This is a genomic window from Desulfuromonas sp. TF (assembly GCF_000472285.1).
Classification (GTDB): Bacteria; Desulfobacterota; Desulfuromonadia; order Desulfuromonadales; family ATBO01; genus ATBO01.
Map to the genome: position 1 here is coordinate 15,033 of NZ_KI421419.1, position 17,900 is coordinate 32,932.

At 56.4% G+C, this 17,900-nt stretch carries 16 protein-coding genes; 8 read left to right on the forward strand and 8 right to left on the reverse strand.

The window, feature by feature from the left end; genetic code table 11:
* Positions 1–28: 28 nt before the first annotated feature.
* The 4 genes from DTF_RS0110120 to DTF_RS0110135 all read left to right on the forward strand — a co-directional run bounded on the left by DTF_RS0110120 (position 29) and on the right by DTF_RS0110135 (position 6,387).
* The gene (locus DTF_RS0110120) at positions 29–1,897 is read left to right on the forward strand and encodes a feruloyl-CoA synthase (RefSeq protein WP_051361226.1); all 1,869 of its coding nucleotides are present in this window, start codon (positions 29–31) and stop codon (positions 1,895–1,897) included.
* A gap of 104 nt (positions 1,898–2,001) precedes the next feature.
* Entirely contained in the window at positions 2,002–3,033 is a 1,032-nt protein-coding gene (locus DTF_RS0110125; protein ID WP_027715228.1) for a TRAP transporter substrate-binding protein, read from the forward strand.
* A 199-nt stretch (positions 3,034–3,232) separates the two neighbouring features.
* A complete protein-coding gene (locus tag DTF_RS0110130) occupies positions 3,233–5,038 on the forward strand; it encodes a PAS domain-containing sensor histidine kinase (protein WP_027715229.1) in 1,806 nt (601 codons plus the stop codon).
* Positions 5,038–6,387, forward strand: coding sequence for a sigma-54 dependent transcriptional regulator (locus DTF_RS0110135; protein WP_027715230.1), 1,350 nt, complete (start codon positions 5,038–5,040; stop codon positions 6,385–6,387). The genes DTF_RS0110130 and DTF_RS0110135 overlap by 1 nt, the downstream gene beginning before the upstream one ends.
* Before the next feature lie 99 nt (positions 6,388–6,486).
* Here DTF_RS0110135 and DTF_RS0110140 read toward each other — a convergent pair whose 3' ends face one another.
* The 7 genes from DTF_RS0110140 to DTF_RS23000 form a co-directional block, all read right to left on the reverse strand.
* A complete protein-coding gene (locus DTF_RS0110140) occupies positions 6,487–7,275 on the reverse strand; it encodes a universal stress protein (protein WP_051361215.1) in 789 nt (262 codons plus the stop codon).
* A 25-nt stretch (positions 7,276–7,300) separates the two neighbouring features.
* Positions 7,301–8,026 (reverse strand): ABC transporter ATP-binding protein, encoded by a 726-nt coding sequence (locus tag DTF_RS0110145; RefSeq protein WP_027715232.1) that lies wholly within the window; start codon positions 8,024–8,026, stop codon positions 7,301–7,303.
* Positions 8,023–8,790, reverse strand: a complete 768-nt coding sequence (locus DTF_RS0110150) for an ABC transporter ATP-binding protein (RefSeq protein ID WP_027715233.1) — start codon at positions 8,788–8,790, stop codon at positions 8,023–8,025. Before DTF_RS0110150 ends, DTF_RS0110145 begins: the two co-directional genes overlap by 4 nt.
* A complete protein-coding gene (locus tag DTF_RS22995; protein WP_081702923.1) occupies positions 8,787–9,791 on the reverse strand; it encodes a branched-chain amino acid ABC transporter permease in 1,005 nt (334 codons plus the stop codon). Before DTF_RS22995 ends, DTF_RS0110150 begins: the two co-directional genes overlap by 4 nt.
* A gap of 10 nt (positions 9,792–9,801) precedes the next feature.
* Positions 9,802–10,671, reverse strand: coding sequence for a branched-chain amino acid ABC transporter permease (locus DTF_RS0110160; RefSeq protein ID WP_027715234.1), 870 nt, complete (start codon positions 10,669–10,671; stop codon positions 9,802–9,804).
* A gap of 88 nt (positions 10,672–10,759) precedes the next feature.
* Positions 10,760–11,971 carry an ABC transporter substrate-binding protein gene (locus tag DTF_RS0110165; protein WP_027715235.1) on the reverse strand — a complete coding sequence of 404 codons (1,212 nt, stop codon included), beginning with the start codon at positions 11,969–11,971 and terminating at the stop codon, positions 10,760–10,762.
* 142 nt (positions 11,972–12,113) lie between these two features.
* Positions 12,114–13,730 carry a benzoate-CoA ligase family protein gene (locus DTF_RS23000; RefSeq protein ID WP_051361217.1) on the reverse strand — a complete coding sequence of 539 codons (1,617 nt, stop codon included), beginning with the start codon at positions 13,728–13,730 and terminating at the stop codon, positions 12,114–12,116.
* Between the two features lie 589 nt (positions 13,731–14,319).
* Here DTF_RS23000 and DTF_RS0110175 point away from each other — a divergent pair.
* From DTF_RS0110175 to DTF_RS0110185, 3 genes are all read left to right on the forward strand, one after another.
* Positions 14,320–14,529 (forward strand): hypothetical protein, encoded by a 210-nt coding sequence (locus DTF_RS0110175; protein WP_027715236.1) that lies wholly within the window; start codon positions 14,320–14,322, stop codon positions 14,527–14,529.
* 340 nt (positions 14,530–14,869) lie between these two features.
* Entirely contained in the window at positions 14,870–15,313 is a 444-nt protein-coding gene (locus DTF_RS0110180; protein ID WP_027715237.1) for a GNAT family N-acetyltransferase, read from the forward strand.
* A 73-nt stretch (positions 15,314–15,386) separates the two neighbouring features.
* Positions 15,387–15,818, forward strand: coding sequence for an Rrf2 family transcriptional regulator (locus DTF_RS0110185; protein WP_027715238.1), 432 nt, complete (start codon positions 15,387–15,389; stop codon positions 15,816–15,818).
* 38 nt (positions 15,819–15,856) lie between these two features.
* Here DTF_RS0110185 and DTF_RS0110190 read toward each other — a convergent pair whose 3' ends face one another.
* Positions 15,857–16,708, reverse strand: coding sequence for an amidohydrolase family protein (locus DTF_RS0110190; RefSeq protein WP_035056702.1), 852 nt, complete (start codon positions 16,706–16,708; stop codon positions 15,857–15,859).
* A 531-nt stretch (positions 16,709–17,239) separates the two neighbouring features.
* Here DTF_RS0110190 and DTF_RS27205 point away from each other — a divergent pair.
* Positions 17,240–17,900, forward strand: a 661-nt coding sequence (locus DTF_RS27205; RefSeq protein ID WP_304412861.1) for an aldehyde ferredoxin oxidoreductase N-terminal domain-containing protein, incomplete at its 3' end; no start/stop codon positions are given.

Below are 17,900 nucleotides of genomic sequence, written 5' to 3' on the forward strand. Positions count from 1 at the left end.
AAAGAACCGTTTCCGAAAGGATAAACCTATGAGTCAGCCTGACATCGCTACCCCGGCTTCCGCGGCTTTTGCGGAGATTGACTTTGCACCGCCCCGGGTTCATGTGGAGACCACGGCCGAAGGCGGCTATCTCCTCAGCTCTCCCCTTCCCCTGGAGCCTTTCGAAAAAAACCTGGGGGTAATGCTGCGCCGGTGGGTGAAAGAATCTCCCGAGAGAAACTTTCTCGGCGAAAGGAAGGCTGATGGTCAATGGCGGATCCTCACCTACGGAGAGGCCGGCCGAATGGCCGATTCCCTTGCCCAGGCTCTGATCGATCGAAAACTGGGCCCTGAGCGGCCCGTGATGATTCTGTCCGGCAATTCGATCAACCACGCGCTGCTCATGCTTGGCGGATTCATTTCAGGAGTACCGATCGCACCGGTGTCCGTCGCCTATTCGCTGCTCAGTCAGGACCTGTCCAAGGTCAAGTACATTTTCGAAGAAGTGCGCCCGGCCCTGATTTATGCCGAAGACGGGGAAATGTTCGCGCGGGCGCTTGGCTCCCTGGACCTCTCGGGGGTGGAGGTGGTAATCGGGAGAGGACAGGTCCCGGGGATCCCGGCGACGGCCTTTTCGAGCTTGCTCGAAACCTCCCCCTCGGAGGAGGTGGAAAAGGCCTTTGCCGCGGTCGGCTCGGACACCATCGCCAAATATCTCTTTTCCTCCGGATCGACCGGAATGCCCAAGGGGGTGATCAACACCCACGGCATGCTCTGTGCGAATCAGCAGATGCTGGCCCAGGTGTGGCCCTTCACGGAGAAGAATCCTCCGGTTCTTGTGGACTGGCTGCCATGGAACCACACTTTCGGCGGAAATCACAATTTCAATCTGATCCTCAAACGGGGAGGAACCCTGTACCTCGACAGCGGCAAGCCTGCTCCCGGGATGGTTGATAAAACGGTTAAAAACCTGGCCGAAATTTCTCCCACGATCTACTTCAACGTTCCGGCCGGATATGCCATGCTGCTCCCCTATCTGGAAAATGATGAAGCCCTGCGCCGAAACTTCTTCAAAAGGCTGCAGCTTATCTTCTATGCCGGGGCGGCTCTATCGCAGGATCTCTGGCAGCGTCTGGAGAAGGTCGCCATCCAGGCGACGGGCAAGAAGGTCGTGATGACTTCCTCCTGGGGGTCGACCGAAACCTCGCCTCTTGCCACGGCCGCACACTTCCCCATCGAAAAGGCGGGAATCATCGGTCTACCCTGTCCGGGGGTCATCATAAAAATGGTGCCCAATGAAGGAAAATACGAGCTGAGAGTCAAGGGACCGAACGTGACCAGCGGATACCTCAACCGGCCCGACCTGACCCGGAGCGCTTTCGACGAAGACGGATTCTACAGGATCGGCGACGCCGGGACGCTCGCCGATCCCCTTGATCCGAGCAGAGGCATAGCATTTGACGGACGGGTTGCCGAAGATTTTAAACTCAATACAGGGACCTGGGTTCACGCAGGGAAACTAAGGCTGGAGGTTCTTGCGGCAGCGCCTCTCGGCGTGCAGGAGGCCCTGGTTGCCGGTCAGGACAGGGAATATATCGGCATTCTCGCCTGGCCGAATATTCAGGGATGCAGGCAAATCTGCCGGGATTCAGAAAATTCCATCTCCCCGGAGGCTCTTGTACGAAGCGAGGAGGTCATGGAATACCTGCGAAACACACTGGAGAAATTCAATTCCAGACAGCAAGGATCCGCCTCAAGGGTCCGGCGGATCATGCTTATGACCGAACCGCCTTCAATCGACGCCAACGAGATTACGGACAAAGGATACATCAATCAAAGAGCTTCCCTCGAAAGGCGAGCACTGATGGTTGAAAAATTGTATGCTGAAAATCCTGGACCGGAGATCGTAGTGTTGTAATATTTTCTAATGGAGAAAGGAGAGGTGAATTTTAATTGCAACCTCGCAATGTGCAGTAAAACCCTGCAGGCACCCCGCCTGCACCCAATCAAAGGAGATAACGCATGAAAGTCAAGTTTTTTGGCCGTTCCATTTTGACGCTTCTGATTGTTGCGCTGGCTTGCGGCACAGCCTTCGCTGCCGACCCCCTCGAAAATTTCAAGCCAAAATTTGATCCCAGCTCCGCCGAGTACACCTATCTTCTTTCCAACATTTCCCATCCGGCGATTGCGGGCGTTGCCAACGGGTACCACATTCGCGACAAGGTCTGGGAGCGCAGCAACGGACGTCTCTTCGTGGATTACCGTCCCCTGGCCCAGCTCGGCGGTGAAAAAGACGTGATCAGCAAACTGAAACTGGGAGCCGTCCAGGGGATGCTCTGTTCTTCCGTGGCCGCCGCCAACGTCGCCCCCCAGCTGGGGGTCGTCAACTTACCCTTTGTCGTCGATTCCTTCGACAAACTGGAGAAGTTCCGCAATAACGAGAAACTTTTCGGCGAGTTCCGCAAGAGCGCCCTGCCCCAGGGAATCATGGTCGCCGACATCGTCAATTACGGAACTTACGGCTGGGCCACCACTGTCCCGGTCAGTTCCGTCAAAGAGGCCGCCAACGTGAATTTCCGCATCGCAGAGGCACCGGTCAATGCCGACATCTACAAGGCCTGGGGCCTTAAGTTTACCGTCATGCCCTGGCCCGATGTTCCTCAGGCCCTGCAGACTGGCGTCATTGACGGCCTCGACCACACCGCCATCGTCTGCAATCTCACCAAGAAGTTCGAGATCGCCAAGAACTTCACCGAAGTCAACTACGCTCAGGGACTCTTCATTCATCTCATCAACAAGAGCTGGTTCGACAAACTCCCCGCCGACCTGCAGAAGATCCTGATGGAGGTCATTGAGGAGGAGAGCACCAAAACCCGTCAGGCGACCCGCGAACAACAGGATGCCCAGATCGCAGCCGCCAAAGCCAATGGCGTCAAATTCTTCCCGCTCTCTCCTGAGGACAAGCAGGCGCTTATCCAGAAAACCGGCCCGGTTTATGAGAAGTGGGGCGAGCGAATCGGCAAGGACTATCTCAATGAGATGCGCTCTCTTTAATTGAACCCCTGTGAAGTCCTTTTCGAAAGCCCGCCTTACGGCGGGCTTTCTTTTCGTGCAGCAAACGGCTGTTTGTGTTAAATTGGTGTCTCGGAAAGTCGGTACACCGGCTGGAATTTCCCCCAAAGGGATCAGGTAAAAAAGATGACGTGAAGCGGAAGAGATGCTTCTGTCACTGTCTCCAGCGAAATTTCATTCGATGTTTTTTCCCCGCAAATCCAAATCCTTGTTTTTCCTGCTGCTCATCATCGGCATCACCATTGGTATTCTGTTTTGGCTTAAACATACGACCGATGCCGTTCGGGCTGAAGCCCGGGAGCGGTTTTTCGAGCAATACAACCGGCAGCAGTATCTGATGGCCGAGCTGGCTTCGCACACCCTGGAGGAAATGTTCGCCACGTTTCACCGAGACCTCGATTTCGTGGTGAGTCTCTTCGAAAGAAGGGAAGTGAACCGGCAGCGTGCCAGAGAGGTCCAGGGTACGCTGGAGAAGATTTACGACTCTCTGGCTCACACCCCCGTGATCGACCTGGTAATTTTCGACCATCAGGGAACCACCATCGGCATCGAGCCCGCCGACCCCTATACCCTGGGACGCAATTACGCATGGCGGGATTACTTCCGCTGGGCCCGGGAAGAAGGGAAGCCTGGACAGATGTATCTCTCCCCTTTCATGCCCCTGGCTGGAGGGCAGCAACGCGGGGACAAGGCCCTGATCGTCGCCGAAGGGATCTACGACCCGCAGGGGGAATTCCTCGGGGTGGTCACATTCACCCTGAATTTTGATGAACTGGTCCGCAAACAGATCCTTCCCGTCCGCATCGGAACCGATGGCTATGCATGGCTCGTGGATACAAGCAGCCGGACCGTACTGGTCGACCCCAACGGGAACATCACTGGTATGAGCTTTGAAGAAGCGTTTCTTCCCAAATGGCCGGGGCTGTTCGATCTTCTGCTCTCCATGGAGGACGGTAATCCGGGGAGCGGTTCGTATGCCTACCAGGACCCGGATGACCCGGGCCGTCAGGTACGAAAGCTGGTCAGCTTTCATCCGGTGTCCATCGCGGGCCGGCACTGGACCCTTGGAGTGGCCACCCCCCAGAGGGAAGTAGAGAACCTCCTTTCCTCCTTCCTGCAGCGCCAGGAGGCCCTGGCGACAACCCTCCTGGTGACGGTCGCGGGGGTCGCCTCCATGCTGCTGGGGCTGCTCTTCACCTGGAATCGTGCTCTTTCGGCTCAGATCGAACGCCATACCAGGAACCTCAATGCCGCCCACTCACGACTGGAGTCGACCTTCGAGGAGCTGTTGGCGGCAAAAAAAATGGCTGCCGTGGGACACTTGGCCCTGGGCCTGGCCCACGAGATCCGCAACCCGCTCTCAGCGATCCAGATGAACATGCAGATGATCCGAAAAAAAATCAACCCCGCCGGCATTCTCCGGGAAAACTTCTCCATCGTGGAAGGAGAAATTCAGCGTCTCAATGATTTCCTGAAGGATGTCATGGATTTCGCCAAGTCGCGTCCACTGCGTCTGCGATCCGCTGAGGTGGGAGAAATCGTGAGCCGTCTGATAGGGTTGATGAACCAGCGCCTCAAGACCCTGCAAATCCAGACGGAAATACACATCGAGTCGCCATTGAATCTGATTTGCGATCCGGAGCAGATCTACCGGGTGCTCCTCAACCTGATTCTCAATGCCATCGAGGCCATGGAAAAGGTTACGGGTGAAAGGCGCCTCACCATCGCCGCTTCGACCCGAAACGGGATGGCCCTGATCCGGGTCAGCGACACCGGCCCAGGGATCCCGTCGGAAAAACGCGAGCAGCTTTTCGACCCCCTTTTCACCACCAGAGCCTCAGGGGGGGGGCTGGGGTTGTCCATTCTCCAGACCATTGTCCTGCGCCATGGCGGATCGGTCAGCGTCGAAAGCAAGCCAGGCCGTGGCTCCGCATTTACCGTAACACTCCCCCTTGAAGGACCTGCGAAAACCGGAGATCCCCACTGATGAAAACCATCCTCATAGCCGATGATGAAAAGTCCATCCGGAGGACACTGGAGCTGCACCTGTGCGAAGAAGGGTATGAGGTTCTTACGGCGGTCGATGGTCCCGATGCGGTGGCCAAAGCCGTAGAGAAGGAAGTCGATCTGGTGCTTCTCGATCTGCGACTACCGGGCATGGATGGGTTCGAGGTCCTCAGGATCATAAAAGAGAGGCGTCCGGCTCTGCCGGTGGTCATGATCACCGCCTACGACGACATGTCAACTGCCATTGAGGCCATTCGTCTCGGCGCGATGGACCATCTCGGCAAGCCGGTCGATCTCGACCACCTCGACGGGGTCATAGAAAAGATCTTCGAAATGAGCTCCTTATCCCGGGATGGCGTCCTTCTCTGCGAGTCTCCCGAGCCCCCTTTCGAAAAAAACATCATGGTCGGCCGCTCCCGTTCCATGAAAGAAGTCTATAAAACAATCGGTGCTGTTGCCGATTCCAGGGCCACGGTCCTGATACATGGCGAAAGCGGGACCGGTAAGGAACTGGTTGCACGGGCCCTGCACTTCAACAGTCAGTTCCGCAACCGTCCTTTCATCGCGGTGGCCTGCTCCGCTCTTGCTCCCACCCTCCTCGAAAGCGAACTTTTCGGCCATGAAAGAGGAGCTTTCACGGGAGCCTATCGGACCAAGCCGGGAAAGTTCGAGCTGGCGGAGGGAGGAACTCTTTTTCTGGACGAAATTTCGGAGACCAGCCTCGAAATCCAGGTCAAACTGCTTCGGGTTCTTCAGGAGAGGGAATTCGAGCGGGTCGGAGGGGATGAAACTCTCAAGGCCGATGTGCGTATCATCGCGGCCACGAACAAGGACCTTTCCGCCCTGGTCGCCCGCAATGACTTTCGCAAGGACCTCTATTACCGTCTAACGGTAGTCACCCTCGATCTGCCGCCCCTTCGAGATCGCAAAGAGGACATTCCCATGCTGGTGAAGTTTTTTCTCGAGAAGATTCGCCATGAAATGGGCAAGAGTGTGGAGGTTGTCCCCCAGGAGAGTATGAGCCGTATTTTCGATCACTCCTGGCCGGGCAATGTGCGGGAATTGGAAAATACGCTTCGCCGGGCCGTTCTGCTTTCTCCCGGCAATGTTCTGCTCCCGGAGGCTCTCCGGATCGACGGCAGCAAAGGAGGCGACAAGCTTCCCCTGATGATCAAGCCTCTCCAGGAATTGGAAAGGGAGCACATCGAAAACATTCTTGCTTTCACCAATCACGAGAAGAAGCGTGCCGCCCGGATCCTCGGGATTTCCCGCCCCACTCTGGACAGGCGTATCCGGGAATACGGTCTCAACTATTCGCAGAAGGAGTGAGGCGCCTCCTCCCCTTCCCGACTCCCTCCCACCTCAGGTCTTCAGGTGCTTTCTATCCCTGGGGTGTCGGAAAAGTGATTTTCCTTTTTCATCAGCCTGCTACCCGGACACCAGAACCGGAATGGTCATGTGTTCGAGGAAATAACGGGCGACCGGTCCGGAACCGGCGGTTCCGATTCTGCCGGAGGGAAAGATCCCCATCACGACCAGATCGGCGCCCAGATCGCACGCCTGGTTGAGAAGCAAATCCCCGACGCGGATATCGTCCGACCTGAGCTTGTCAGCCAGGGAATGTATCCCGTGACGCTCGAGATAGGTTTGCAGGTTCACGACATCATTTTCAAAATCCCCCCCCTGAGGATTCACCCTGACGACGTTGACCTGCCGGGCGTGCTTCATCAGGGGGAGAGCATCGTTGACAGCCCGGGAAGAGGCCTTTCCGCGTCGCCAGGCCACCATGATCCGATCGCCGACCGTTTTGAATTCTCCTTTATGCGGAACGATCAGAACCGGGCGACCGCTTCCCAGGGCAACCTGCTCGGGATTGAAGGGATGGCCGGAACTGATCTCGGTCTGACCGACAACCACCAGGTCGGCGTAATAAGCCTGGAGGATCACCCTTTCGCTGACCTCGATTAAAGACTCTTCCGCAGTACCGCTGAGCCAAACGGCTGCCACACCTGCCCGAGCGGCTCTTTCATGGAAAAGAGTTTCCGTCTTCACCTCTGGGCTGGCATTGGGCCGGTAGGGTGAATGGTAAGTACTTTCCGTTGCGTAAAGACCGGTGAGATGGGCCTGGTGTCTGTGCGCCAGAGAAATGGCGACATCCAATCTGGCATGACAGCCAGGGGTATGATCGAGATGAACAAGTATTTCTTTCAAAGCCATGGCGATCGATCTCCGGGGCTCGGCCCTATACTCCTAGGTGCTGTTTGTGTATTTCCGGATTGGAGGCCAACTCCTCCGAACTTCCTTCAAAAACAATCCTGCCCTTGCTGATGATGATGTTCCGGTCGGACACGCCGAGCAGCGCCTTCAGATCCTTATCCACGATGACCGAGGCAATGCCGCTCTCCTTGATCTGGCGGACAACCGACCAGATTTCATTCCGGATCAGCGGCGCCAGTCCCTCGGTGGCTTCATCGAGAAGAATAAGATCGGGATTGGTCATCAGCGCCCGGCCGACAGTGAGCATCTGCTGCTCTCCGCCGGAGAGATGGTTTCCCATGTTGGTCATTCGCTGTGCCAGGCGGGGAAAGGTATCCAACACCCGGTCCAGATCCCATTCCCGGCGGCCATTGGGTCCCTGCCGGGCGGCCATGACCAGATTTTCCCGCACCGTGAGTTTGGGGAAGATGCCACGGTCCTCGGGGACAAAGGCAATCCCTTGGCGGACGATCTTCTGGGGCGGCGCTCCGGTCATGTCGCGTCCGAAGACCTTGACCGTCCCCCGCCGAGGAGGCGTCAGCCCCAGCAGAGAGCGCAGCAGGGTCGTTTTTCCCATTCCGTTGCGCCCCATCAGGCTCACTGTTTCCCCTGCGGAAACGTTGAAATTTATGCCATGGAGGATGTGACTGTCCCCATAGTACGTATGGATCTCGCGGGCCTCGATGATCGGGTTGCTCGCTGTTTCTTTCACTGCGCCGTTTCCTCCGTTTCCTCCACGCCCAGATAGGCTTCCTGCACTGCCTGACTGCTGCGGATCTGATCAACCGTCCCCGTTTCCAGCACCCGGCCATTGACCATGACAGTCAGCCGGTCGGCAATGGAAAAGACCGCGTCCATATCGTGTTCGATAAGAATCAGCGTATGATCCTCGGCCAGACGGCGCAGAAGAGTGATGACCTGTTTCGACTCCTCGCTCCCCATGCCGGCAAGAGGCTCATCCAGCAGCAGCAGTTCAGGCTCTGTGGCCAGCATCATGCCGATCTCCAGCTGCCGCTGCTCACCGTAGCTCATTGCTGCGGCCACGGTCTCACAGCGTTTGCCGAGGCCGCAGAGTTCCAGTGCCCGCTCGGTGCGCTCCCGCACGTCTCTAAGGCGAGAAGCGGGACGGAAAAAGCGCATCGAGGTATTGAGTCGCGACTGCGCGGCCACCCAGCAGTTCTCATAGCAGGTGAACTGAGAGAAAATGTTGGTTTTCTGATAGCTGCGGCCGATCCCGAGTTGCGAGACCTGGTCAGGCGGCAGACGGGTGATGTCCCGCTCCTTGAAAAGAATGGCGCCGTCATTCGGCAACAGATCACCTGAGAGCAGGTTGATCAGGGTGGTCTTGCCGGCGCCGTTCGGTCCGATGATCGCATGCACCTGGCCACGCTCGAAGGCGAGCGAGACATTGTTGGTGGCAATCAGTCCGCCGAAACTCTTGCTCAGCCGCTGAGTTCGCAGGATCGTTTCACTCATGGCTGCGCCTCCTTGTGAGAATCAACCTTTTTGGCCGACGTCGGACTCCCGCCGATCCACCCCCGCCCCAAGTCAGCGACCTTGGGAAAGAGACTGGCCACTCCGTGGGGGAGAAAAAGGACCACGGCGATGATGATGCCGCCGAACAGCAGCTGCCAGTGCGGGGTCAGTTCCGGGAGGAAGTTCTGCAACAGGACAACTGCGAAGGCGCCGAGCACCGGACCATAAAGCGTTCCCATGCCACCGAGAATGACGATCGCAATGACGATGCCGGACTCATGCCAGCTCAAAAAAGCCGGATTGATATACCCGGTGTGGGCCGCCTCCAGGAATCCCGCCAGTCCCGCCAGGGTGCCGGCAAGAACAAAGCTCACGAGCTTATACCGATTGGTGGCATATCCCAGCGCCTGCACCCGATGTTCATTGGCGCGAATCGCCGTGATGACCCGTCCGAAGGGGGCGCGCAGGATCATCTTCAGGAAGAGGAAAGCGACCACCAGGCAAGTCAGGGTGAAATAATAAAAATGGCTATCCTTATCCAGTCCGAGAAGATCTTCGGAGCCGAGCATCAGCACCGGCTTCAGGAAGAGAAAGATGCCGTCATCGCCGCCGAAGCGGGGTGACTCGAAGAAGAAATAGAAGAACATCTGCGCAAAGGCCAGGGTGATCATGATGAAATAAATGCCGGTTGTGCGGACGCTGATCCAACCGATCGCCAGGGCCGCCAGGGCCGCGGCCGCCAGGGAAAGGGGAAGCGCCTGCCATAGATGGATGACTTCGGCATTCTGGAATGCGATGCCCAGCGTGTAGGCACCAATCCCGTAAAAAGCGGCGTGACCGAAACTGACCAGACCGGTAAAGCCGATCAGCAGGTCAAGGCTCATCGCGAAGATGGCAAGAATAAGGATCCGGCTCACCAATCCAACATAGAAACCGGAAAGAAACAGGGGAACCAGCGCCAGGATCAGAAGCGCCAGCAGCAACGGCAGGTAACGTCTCATCGACAGCATCTCAGACCGCCCTTCCGAACAGCCCTTGAGGCCGCCACAACAGAATCACGGCCATCATCGCATAGACTGCCATACTGGCCATTTCAGGGAGCAGGACCTTGCCGAAAGTGCTCACCAGCCCGATCAGCATGGCGCCGACGAAGGCCCCCTTGATAGAGCCGGTGCCGCCGATGACCACCACCACGAAGGAGATGATCAGGATGTTTTCACCCATTCCCGGATAAACCGAGTCCACCGGCGCCGCCAGCATCCCGGCGAAGGCGGCCAGGGCCACACCCAGGCTGAAAACAATGGCGAACAGGCGATTGACGTCGATGCCGAGGGCCTGCACCATCTCCCGGTTGCTGGACCCTGCCCGGATCATCATCCCCAGGCGGGTCTTCTGGATCACCCAGTACATGGCAGCGGCAATAACGATGCAGGCCGCCGATATGAAGAGGCGATAGACGGGGTACACCTGGTTCTCGGTCAGGGGGATCGAACCGGCAAGTGCCGCCGGTATCGCCACTCCGTGAACATTGTTTCCCCAGAGGATCCGTTGCAGCTCGTTGAAGACGAGAATCAGGGCAAACGTCAGCAGAACCTGATAGAGATGGTCCCGCCGATACAGAAAGGAAATGGCGAAACGCTCCACGGCATACCCGAGGATCAGGGCCAGGGGGAGTCCCAGCAGGATGCCGAGCCAGAGACTGCCGGTCATGCCGGACAACCAGTAGGACAGGTAGGCCCCGATCATGTAGAAGGAGCCATGGGCCAGATTGATAATCCCCATGATCCCGAACAACAGGGTCAGGCCGCTGGCGACCAGGAACAGCAGAAAGCCGTATTGGATTCCGTTGAGGAGTTGAACCAGGTAAAAAGAAATTTCCATTATCTATCTCTTCAGGATTATTTTTATCCGCCCGACGCACCGGATGTGCGTCGGGCGGGATGGAACGGCTTTCATTCACGGTAAAAGCTTACATCGAGCACCCTTCGGCCGGATCAGACTGATCCTTTGCGGCGACCCGGATGACACGGTTCTCCCCTTTGACCACTTCCCGGAGGTAGATATCATGAATCGGGTTGTGTGACGGGGAGAAACGCAGCTTGCCGCGCGGACTGGCGATTTCGGCCTTCTCCATGGCCCGGATCATTTCGGCTCGGGCACCGGTATCCCCCTTGACCGCGTCCATTCCCCGGAGGATGAGTTCCCCGGCATCATAACCCTGGACGGCATAGACGTCGGCCTCCTGGCCGGTGGCCTTCTTGAAGGCGGCCCGGAACTTATGATTCTCTGGGATATCCAGGGTATCGGCGTAGTGCAGGACGGTGCGCACTCCTTCAGCGGCTGCGCCCTGGGCTTCCAGTACCCCTTCGGTGATGAAACCGGCCCCGTAGAGCTTGATGGAATCCTTCAGCCCGGCAGCAGCAAAGTCCTTGACGAACTTGGCAGCGCCGCCGCCGGCGTAGAAGGTGTAGATCGCATCCGGCTTGAGGGCGGCAAGCTCCGTCAGATAGGCCTGGAAGTCCACTTCCGGGAAGGGTGTCGCAATCTCCTTGACCAGGGTGCCGCCCCCCGCCAGGAAAGATTCCTTGAAGCCGGCGGCGACTTCCTTGCCGAAACCATAGTTCCAGTACACCAGGGCCACCCGTTTGTGGCCGTCTTCCAGCATCACCGGTCCGCCCGGGTAGCCCATCTGGTAACTGGAAAAGGAGGTGCGGAAGATGTTCGGGGCGCAGAGGGAACCGGTCAACTGGTCGGCGCCGGCATTGGTGACAACCGTAATGGGACCTTGATCGCCTCGGGCCATCTTGACCATGACCATGCCGACTCCGGAATGCACCGGTCCGATCAGGAAATCGACCTTGTCCCTCTTGATCAGCCGGTTGGTCAGCTCCGGCGCCTTGGCCGGATTCGCCTCGCTGTCGACATCGATGAACTCGATCTCCCGTCCTCCCAGTTTGTTGCCTGCCTCGGCAAGGCGCAGCTTGAGGGCATCACGGCAGAAGGTGCCGAGTTTGGCATAAGTGCCGGTATAGGGGAGCAGGAAACCGACTTTGACCTTAGCCTGAGCGCCGATGGCGAACCGCGGCGGCACGAAGAGCGATGCCGCAGCCAATCCCGCCGTAGCCGCCGTACCCTTAATCAAATCGCGTCTGGTGATCCCCTTTTTTTCCTCGTTGCTCATCTTGAATCCTCCACATGGCTATTGTTGTCGGTCGCTCAGCCTGACAGGATGTCAGGAAGGCTAACCGGCCGCTTAGCTTGCAATGCTTTTGTATTGAACATAGATGCAGCTGATCATGGAAGAGCGGCGGAATCCGCTGTAGCTATAGGACTTGAGATGCCTTATCCTCCGAACCCGAGGATGAGGATCCGGTCCGCAGCTTGAATCTCTGGATTTTGCCCGTGGCCGTCTTGGGCAATTCAGGGACGAACCGGAACCACCGCGGATATTTGTAGGGAGCCAGTCCTTTTTTACAAAAATCCAGCAGGTCCGCCTCGAGAGCTTCTCCGGCATCGGCCGGATTTTTAAGGACGATAAAGGCCTCGGGCTTAATAAGCCCGGCTCCGTCGGCATGCCCCACCACCGCCACTTCCAGGACCTGGGGATGCTCGATGAGCTTGGCCTCGATCTCGAAGGGCGAGCACCAGATCCCCCCGACCTTCAGCATGTCGTCATTGCGTCCGCAATAATGGTAGTATCCGGTCTCGTCCTGCACATAGGTATCGCCCGTGTCGAGCCAGCCATCGACCATGGTCCGGGCGCTCTTCTCCGGATTGTTCCAATAGCAGCGAGCGGTCGAGTCGCCCTTGATCCAGAGCCGGCCGCTCTCCCCCCGAGGCACTTCCTTTCCTTCGTCATCGGTAATGCGCAACTGGTAGCCAGGTACGGCTCTTCCGCTGGAGCCCGGCTTGATGTCGTTAAGCTGGTTGGAGATGAAGATATGCAGTGCCTCGGTGGAGCCGATGCCGTCGAGGATGACTAATCCGGTCTGCTTCCTCCAGCGATTAAAGATATCGGCAGGAAGGGCCTCACCGGCAGAGACGCAGAGTCGAATCGACGAGAGATCAGGCCGTTCTGTTTCCAATGCCTGCAACTGGGCTGAGTAGAGAGTCGGAACCCCGAAATACAGGGTGGGCTTGAACCGTTCTATGGTCTTGAAAGTCGATTGCGGCGTGGGCCGGGAATCATCAAGAACCGTACTGGCGCCGACCCAGAGGGAGAAGGTCATGCCGTTGCCCAAACCGTAAGCGAAAAAGAGCTTAGCCGCGGAAAAGCAGATATCGTCTTCGCGGATTCCAAGCGTCTCGACCCCATAGAAATGGCTGGTCACCACCATATCGCGGTGACGGTGCACTGCACCCTTCGGACTTCCTGTCGACCCTGAGGAGTAGAGCCAGAAGCCGTCATCTTCGGCCGTGGTCGGCGCCGGTTCCAGATCGGTGGCGGCATTACGGAGCAAACCCTGCAGACTTTCACTGCCTTCAGTCAAAAGACAGTGCGGCTTGACTGCAACCTGTGACAGAGCGCCATCGATCTCTCCGGCGAATTCAGGCGAGTAGATGACCGCAGTACAACCGGAATCGGCAATGATGTAGGCATAATCCTTGGCGCGCAGCAGAGTATTGACAGGGACCGGAATCAGACCGGCCTTGATGGCACCCCAGAAGACATAAAAGAATTCGGGGCAGTCTTTTATAATCATGATGACGCGCTCGCCTCGGCCGATCCCCAGAGCAAGAAGAGCATTACCGCAGCGATTGACGTTTTCAGCCAATTCTCGGTAAGTAACTTCCTCTCCATGATTGGTCCTGATCGCGACTTTGTCAGCTCGCCCTTCTCGCAGGTGGCGGTCGACAAAAGGAACAGCAACATTGAAGACCGGGGCAAAGTTCAACCCGGATTTATCCCCGGCATTTACTTCCACAGTGTGATTTTGCATAGCGTTCTCCTGATTCGCGGCTTTCCGATGGCACATTGGCCCCCGCCGCCGCAGAGTCTTTCCGAGCACATCGGAAGTCTATAAAATATTGTTCTAAAAAGTTTAGCACAGTGTCCTGCAAAATCACCACCCAGAATTTCTGACCTATTTAAATATATTTCACAACTATTCGATTTCATTATATAAAAAAATTGGAATAAGAGTACCACCTTACTTTATACAGGTGTTATCAATGCCTCATTGTGCAAAATATTGAACGACCGTGTAAAAAACTGACGTTGAGCTTATGGAAAACCCTTTCGTTCGAAGAGCAATCCGCGATGAGGCAGATGTACCCCATTAAATATACCATCTGAAATTGGAAGTTCAGTGGTTTAGCCTCCGGGTTGCAGGTTCGGGTCCGCTTCGACGCCTAATTGCCTCACCCTGCACGCCGATGAAAGTCCCCTGAAGTTCCCCTTGACAATTACCAGGTTCTTTTGTAAATTTCGCATAGCAGACAAAGGATATTTTACCATTCGGGCCATTTAAAAAACATCATCTGGGATAAAAACACGTAAAGTGTCCCGGCTTCACCAAGGAGCAGACAATGAAACTTCTCTGCTTTCTGAAAAGCAGCAGATCCGATTCACGGCCCATCATTCTCCATGAGAGTGACAGTCTCGATGACCTGAAATCCATAGCCATGGAGTATGCGAGCACCAACCCGAGTTTCCGGGCCAACTGGGAACCCAATGGTGGTCGTGATCGCCAGGAACTGAAAGTCGAATTCGACTATCGTCTGGAAATTCAGGCGTGAGTCTTCAAGCAACAGAAGGTGGAAGGGTGGCTACGGCTTAACGGAACCGTAGCACACCTCTCCTCCAACCCCTCCTTCCTCACTGCTGCTTCAGCTCCAAGAGTTACCCCTTTCAGATCTCCACCCCTCGGGGACGCGAGCCTCTGCCTTTAAAATTCTCCGATCCGCTTTTCAAGAAGAATGCCTGGCTCCGCAAAGGGAAGCCAAAGGAAAAGCCTTGTATTTTGGCCACTCTTGTGGTAAGCCGGTACGATGTTTTTTCAAAAGGCCACCCGGGAACAACTGACGTAATGTGCGCCCAGAGCACCGCAGAGGCAGAATTGTTTGATGGGATATCGAAATGACTGATCAGATCTTCATCCGGAATGCCGTCCCGGCCGACCTCGATGCCGTGATTTCATTAGATGAGACGACGACCCAGGAAGAAAAGCCGGCTTATTGGCGCGAAATCTTCGATCGGTACGTTGGAGGGGGAAGAGACGATCGCTTTTTCCTCGTTGCAGAAACTCACGCCTTGCCTGTCGGTTTCATCATCGGGGAGGTCCGGGCCTGGGAATTTGGTTCGCCTCCGTGTGGCTGGGTTTTTGCGCTCACCGTCTCGGACCAAGCACGCGAGATGGGAATCGGCCAGAAAATGTTCGAGGAAATATGTAAACGATTGAAGCAGGTTGGCATCACGACAGTGCGTACCATGGTGGATCGCGACAATAAACTGACCCTGTCGTTCTTTCGCAGCCAGGGATTGCGCACGGGTCGATATGTCGAACTCGAAAAAGAGATTTAAAGGTTTCAGGAGTCTCAGCTAACCTTTTTGCAATAGATCGATATTGCGAACTTACCTCAGAGTGGACCCTGCAATGAAGCTTAACAAGGCAAGCCTGTATGCCCTATTTGCCGTACTCGAACTGGCCAGCGACCGCGAACGCCAGCTCTCGACCACTGACATCGCCGATAAATACAAGATCTCAACCCATCATCTGGCGAAAGTGCTGCGTACCCTGGTACGCTCGGGAATGGTTCAGGCAGTGCGCGGCGCCGGGGGCGGGTATAAGTTCGCCGGAACCGTAAATCGAACGACATTGCTGGACGTCATTCAAATATTCGAGACCCTCGAATCGGAACTTGATGTGCCGGACCAGGGGAGCCAGGCAAGCGCACCCGTCGTGGAGGAACTTAAAAGCATTACCGCCGAGATCGACGACCTCACCAAGGCGGTCCTCGATACGATCACCCTGGAGACAGCTATCAACAACACCCGTCAGCGCGCCAGGGAAAAGCAGCAACCTTGATGGCGCCGCCAAGCCACCCCCTTCTCTCGGCCGTAAATTCAAAGGCGCAGTAATCGGGCGGCATTCCCGCCGAAAACATTCTCCAATCCCTCCGCAGACAGACCCAGATCAGAGATCACCTCCATATTGCGTCGAATCGAGACCATGCCAGGCCAGTCGCTGCCGAAGATCACCTTGTCCGTGTTCCTGGACAATTCGGGGAAATAGGTCAGCAGCCTGGAGGGCGGCAGCCCCGAAAGTTCCATGTAGAGATTGGGATGGTGTCTGGAGAGGAAAAAGGCCCGTTCGTACCAGAACCCCCTCCCCGAGTGAGCCATAACCAGGTTAAGGCGGGGAAAATCGACGGCCACGTCATCGAGGTACAGGGGATCGCCGAATTTTAGCCGGGCCCCCTTGAAAACAGACGATCCGGTGTGGACCAGGATGGGGATCCCCAAATCCTGAGCCGCCTGATACAGAGGATAAATCCTTGGATCGTTCGGATAATATTGCTGATAGGTAGGATAAAGCTTCACCCCCCTGAAACCTTCATCTTCGACCTTCCGCCGCAGCTCCTCCCCCAGGTCGGTGAAGAGATGGGGGTTGAGGTCGCAAAAGGGGATCAGCCTTCTCTTTCCCCTGCAGAAATCGCGCACCTGTTCGTTGGTGCATACGCCCGTAGTCACCGGACAGAGATCTGCCAGAACGCAGGCATAATCAATCCCTTCCTGCTCCAGAAGTTCTTCGAAAGCCCCAGGGTCGCTGTACTGTGCGATAAAGTCCTCATAGTGGACCGGGCGAGTCAGCTTCATCCACTCGGTGACCCATGGACGATGCTGGGTATACATAGCCAGGTGAACGTGGAAATCAATCCTCAGCTTGCGGGGCGTCTGCCCTTCAGTTCCAGTCATACGGATTCAACCTCCAGCTCTTGCAGTTATGAGAAGGAAGGCGCTCGGCCCTTGCGGCTCGCCGGGCACGAGTTCCCCGCGCCCGATTCTGGTCAGGCCTCCTCTTCGTAAAGACCTACCACAATACCGCTTTAATCATCAATGAGAATTTTATCCGTCGTCCCGGAGTATTCTCCAGCGAGACCTCAGTGCTCCGCCGGCACAGCGACGTACCGGCAGGACGAAATGCAAAACGATCTCCCCTTGCCGGATCTTTATTTGGGGACTTGACGTGCTTGAGGTCTCATGATATCTTGCATACAAGATTAAAAGAAGAGGCATCCTCCCGCGCCAATCGGTCCAGCCGAAACCCATGCAAAGCCACTTTAAAAGTGGCCTCAGGGAAGAAGAAGGGTTTCGATTGGAACATCCGGCACGTGCTCTACTGTCTTGCATACTAGATAGTTTTGACATTGAGGGCAAGAGAGCAAAGGGAGTTCAATCCGAAAACGGGACAGAGAACGCCGTCAACAATCAGCAGGAGAGGTGATCATGGGCATCAGGGAAAAGGTTGAACAACTCGCGGCGCGGATGCACGAGCGCCCCCAATATCCGACCCAGGGGGCGGTACTGTTCGTTGACCTGGAACGGAGGGAATGTTTTTCCAAGTACCTTGGCAAGGAGGTTTTCCGCACCTTTCTCACCAACCGAGGCGGAAACATGTACCTCCTCTACAACCTGCTGCTGGATGGAGTGGCTCCGCTCGATCCGCAGGTTCCTCTTATTTTCGGCAGCGGCGCACTGACCGGAGCCGTTCCGACGGGGACGCGCGGCAACGTCAGCAGCATTTCCCCCGAGAGCTACGCCCTTCTCGACAGCAACTGCGGCGACGCCTTTCCCACTTTTCTCAAACAACACGGCTTCGACCACCTCGTCCTCTACGGCAAGCAGAGCGACTGGAGCCTCCTGCAGATTGCGGACGGCGGGGTCACCTTTCATGACGCCACGTCCTATCTCGGCATGGACAACATAGACTTCACCGAGGCGGTACAGAAAGACTTCTCCTGCACCGAGCGTAAGGACATGGCCATGGCCCGCATCACCAGTGCAGGCGAAAACCTGGTTCTCTGCTCCGGAATCATGGGAGGAATCAAGGCGATCTATGCCCGGGGAGGGGCCGGAGCCAAAATGGGATCGCTCAAACTCAAGGCGA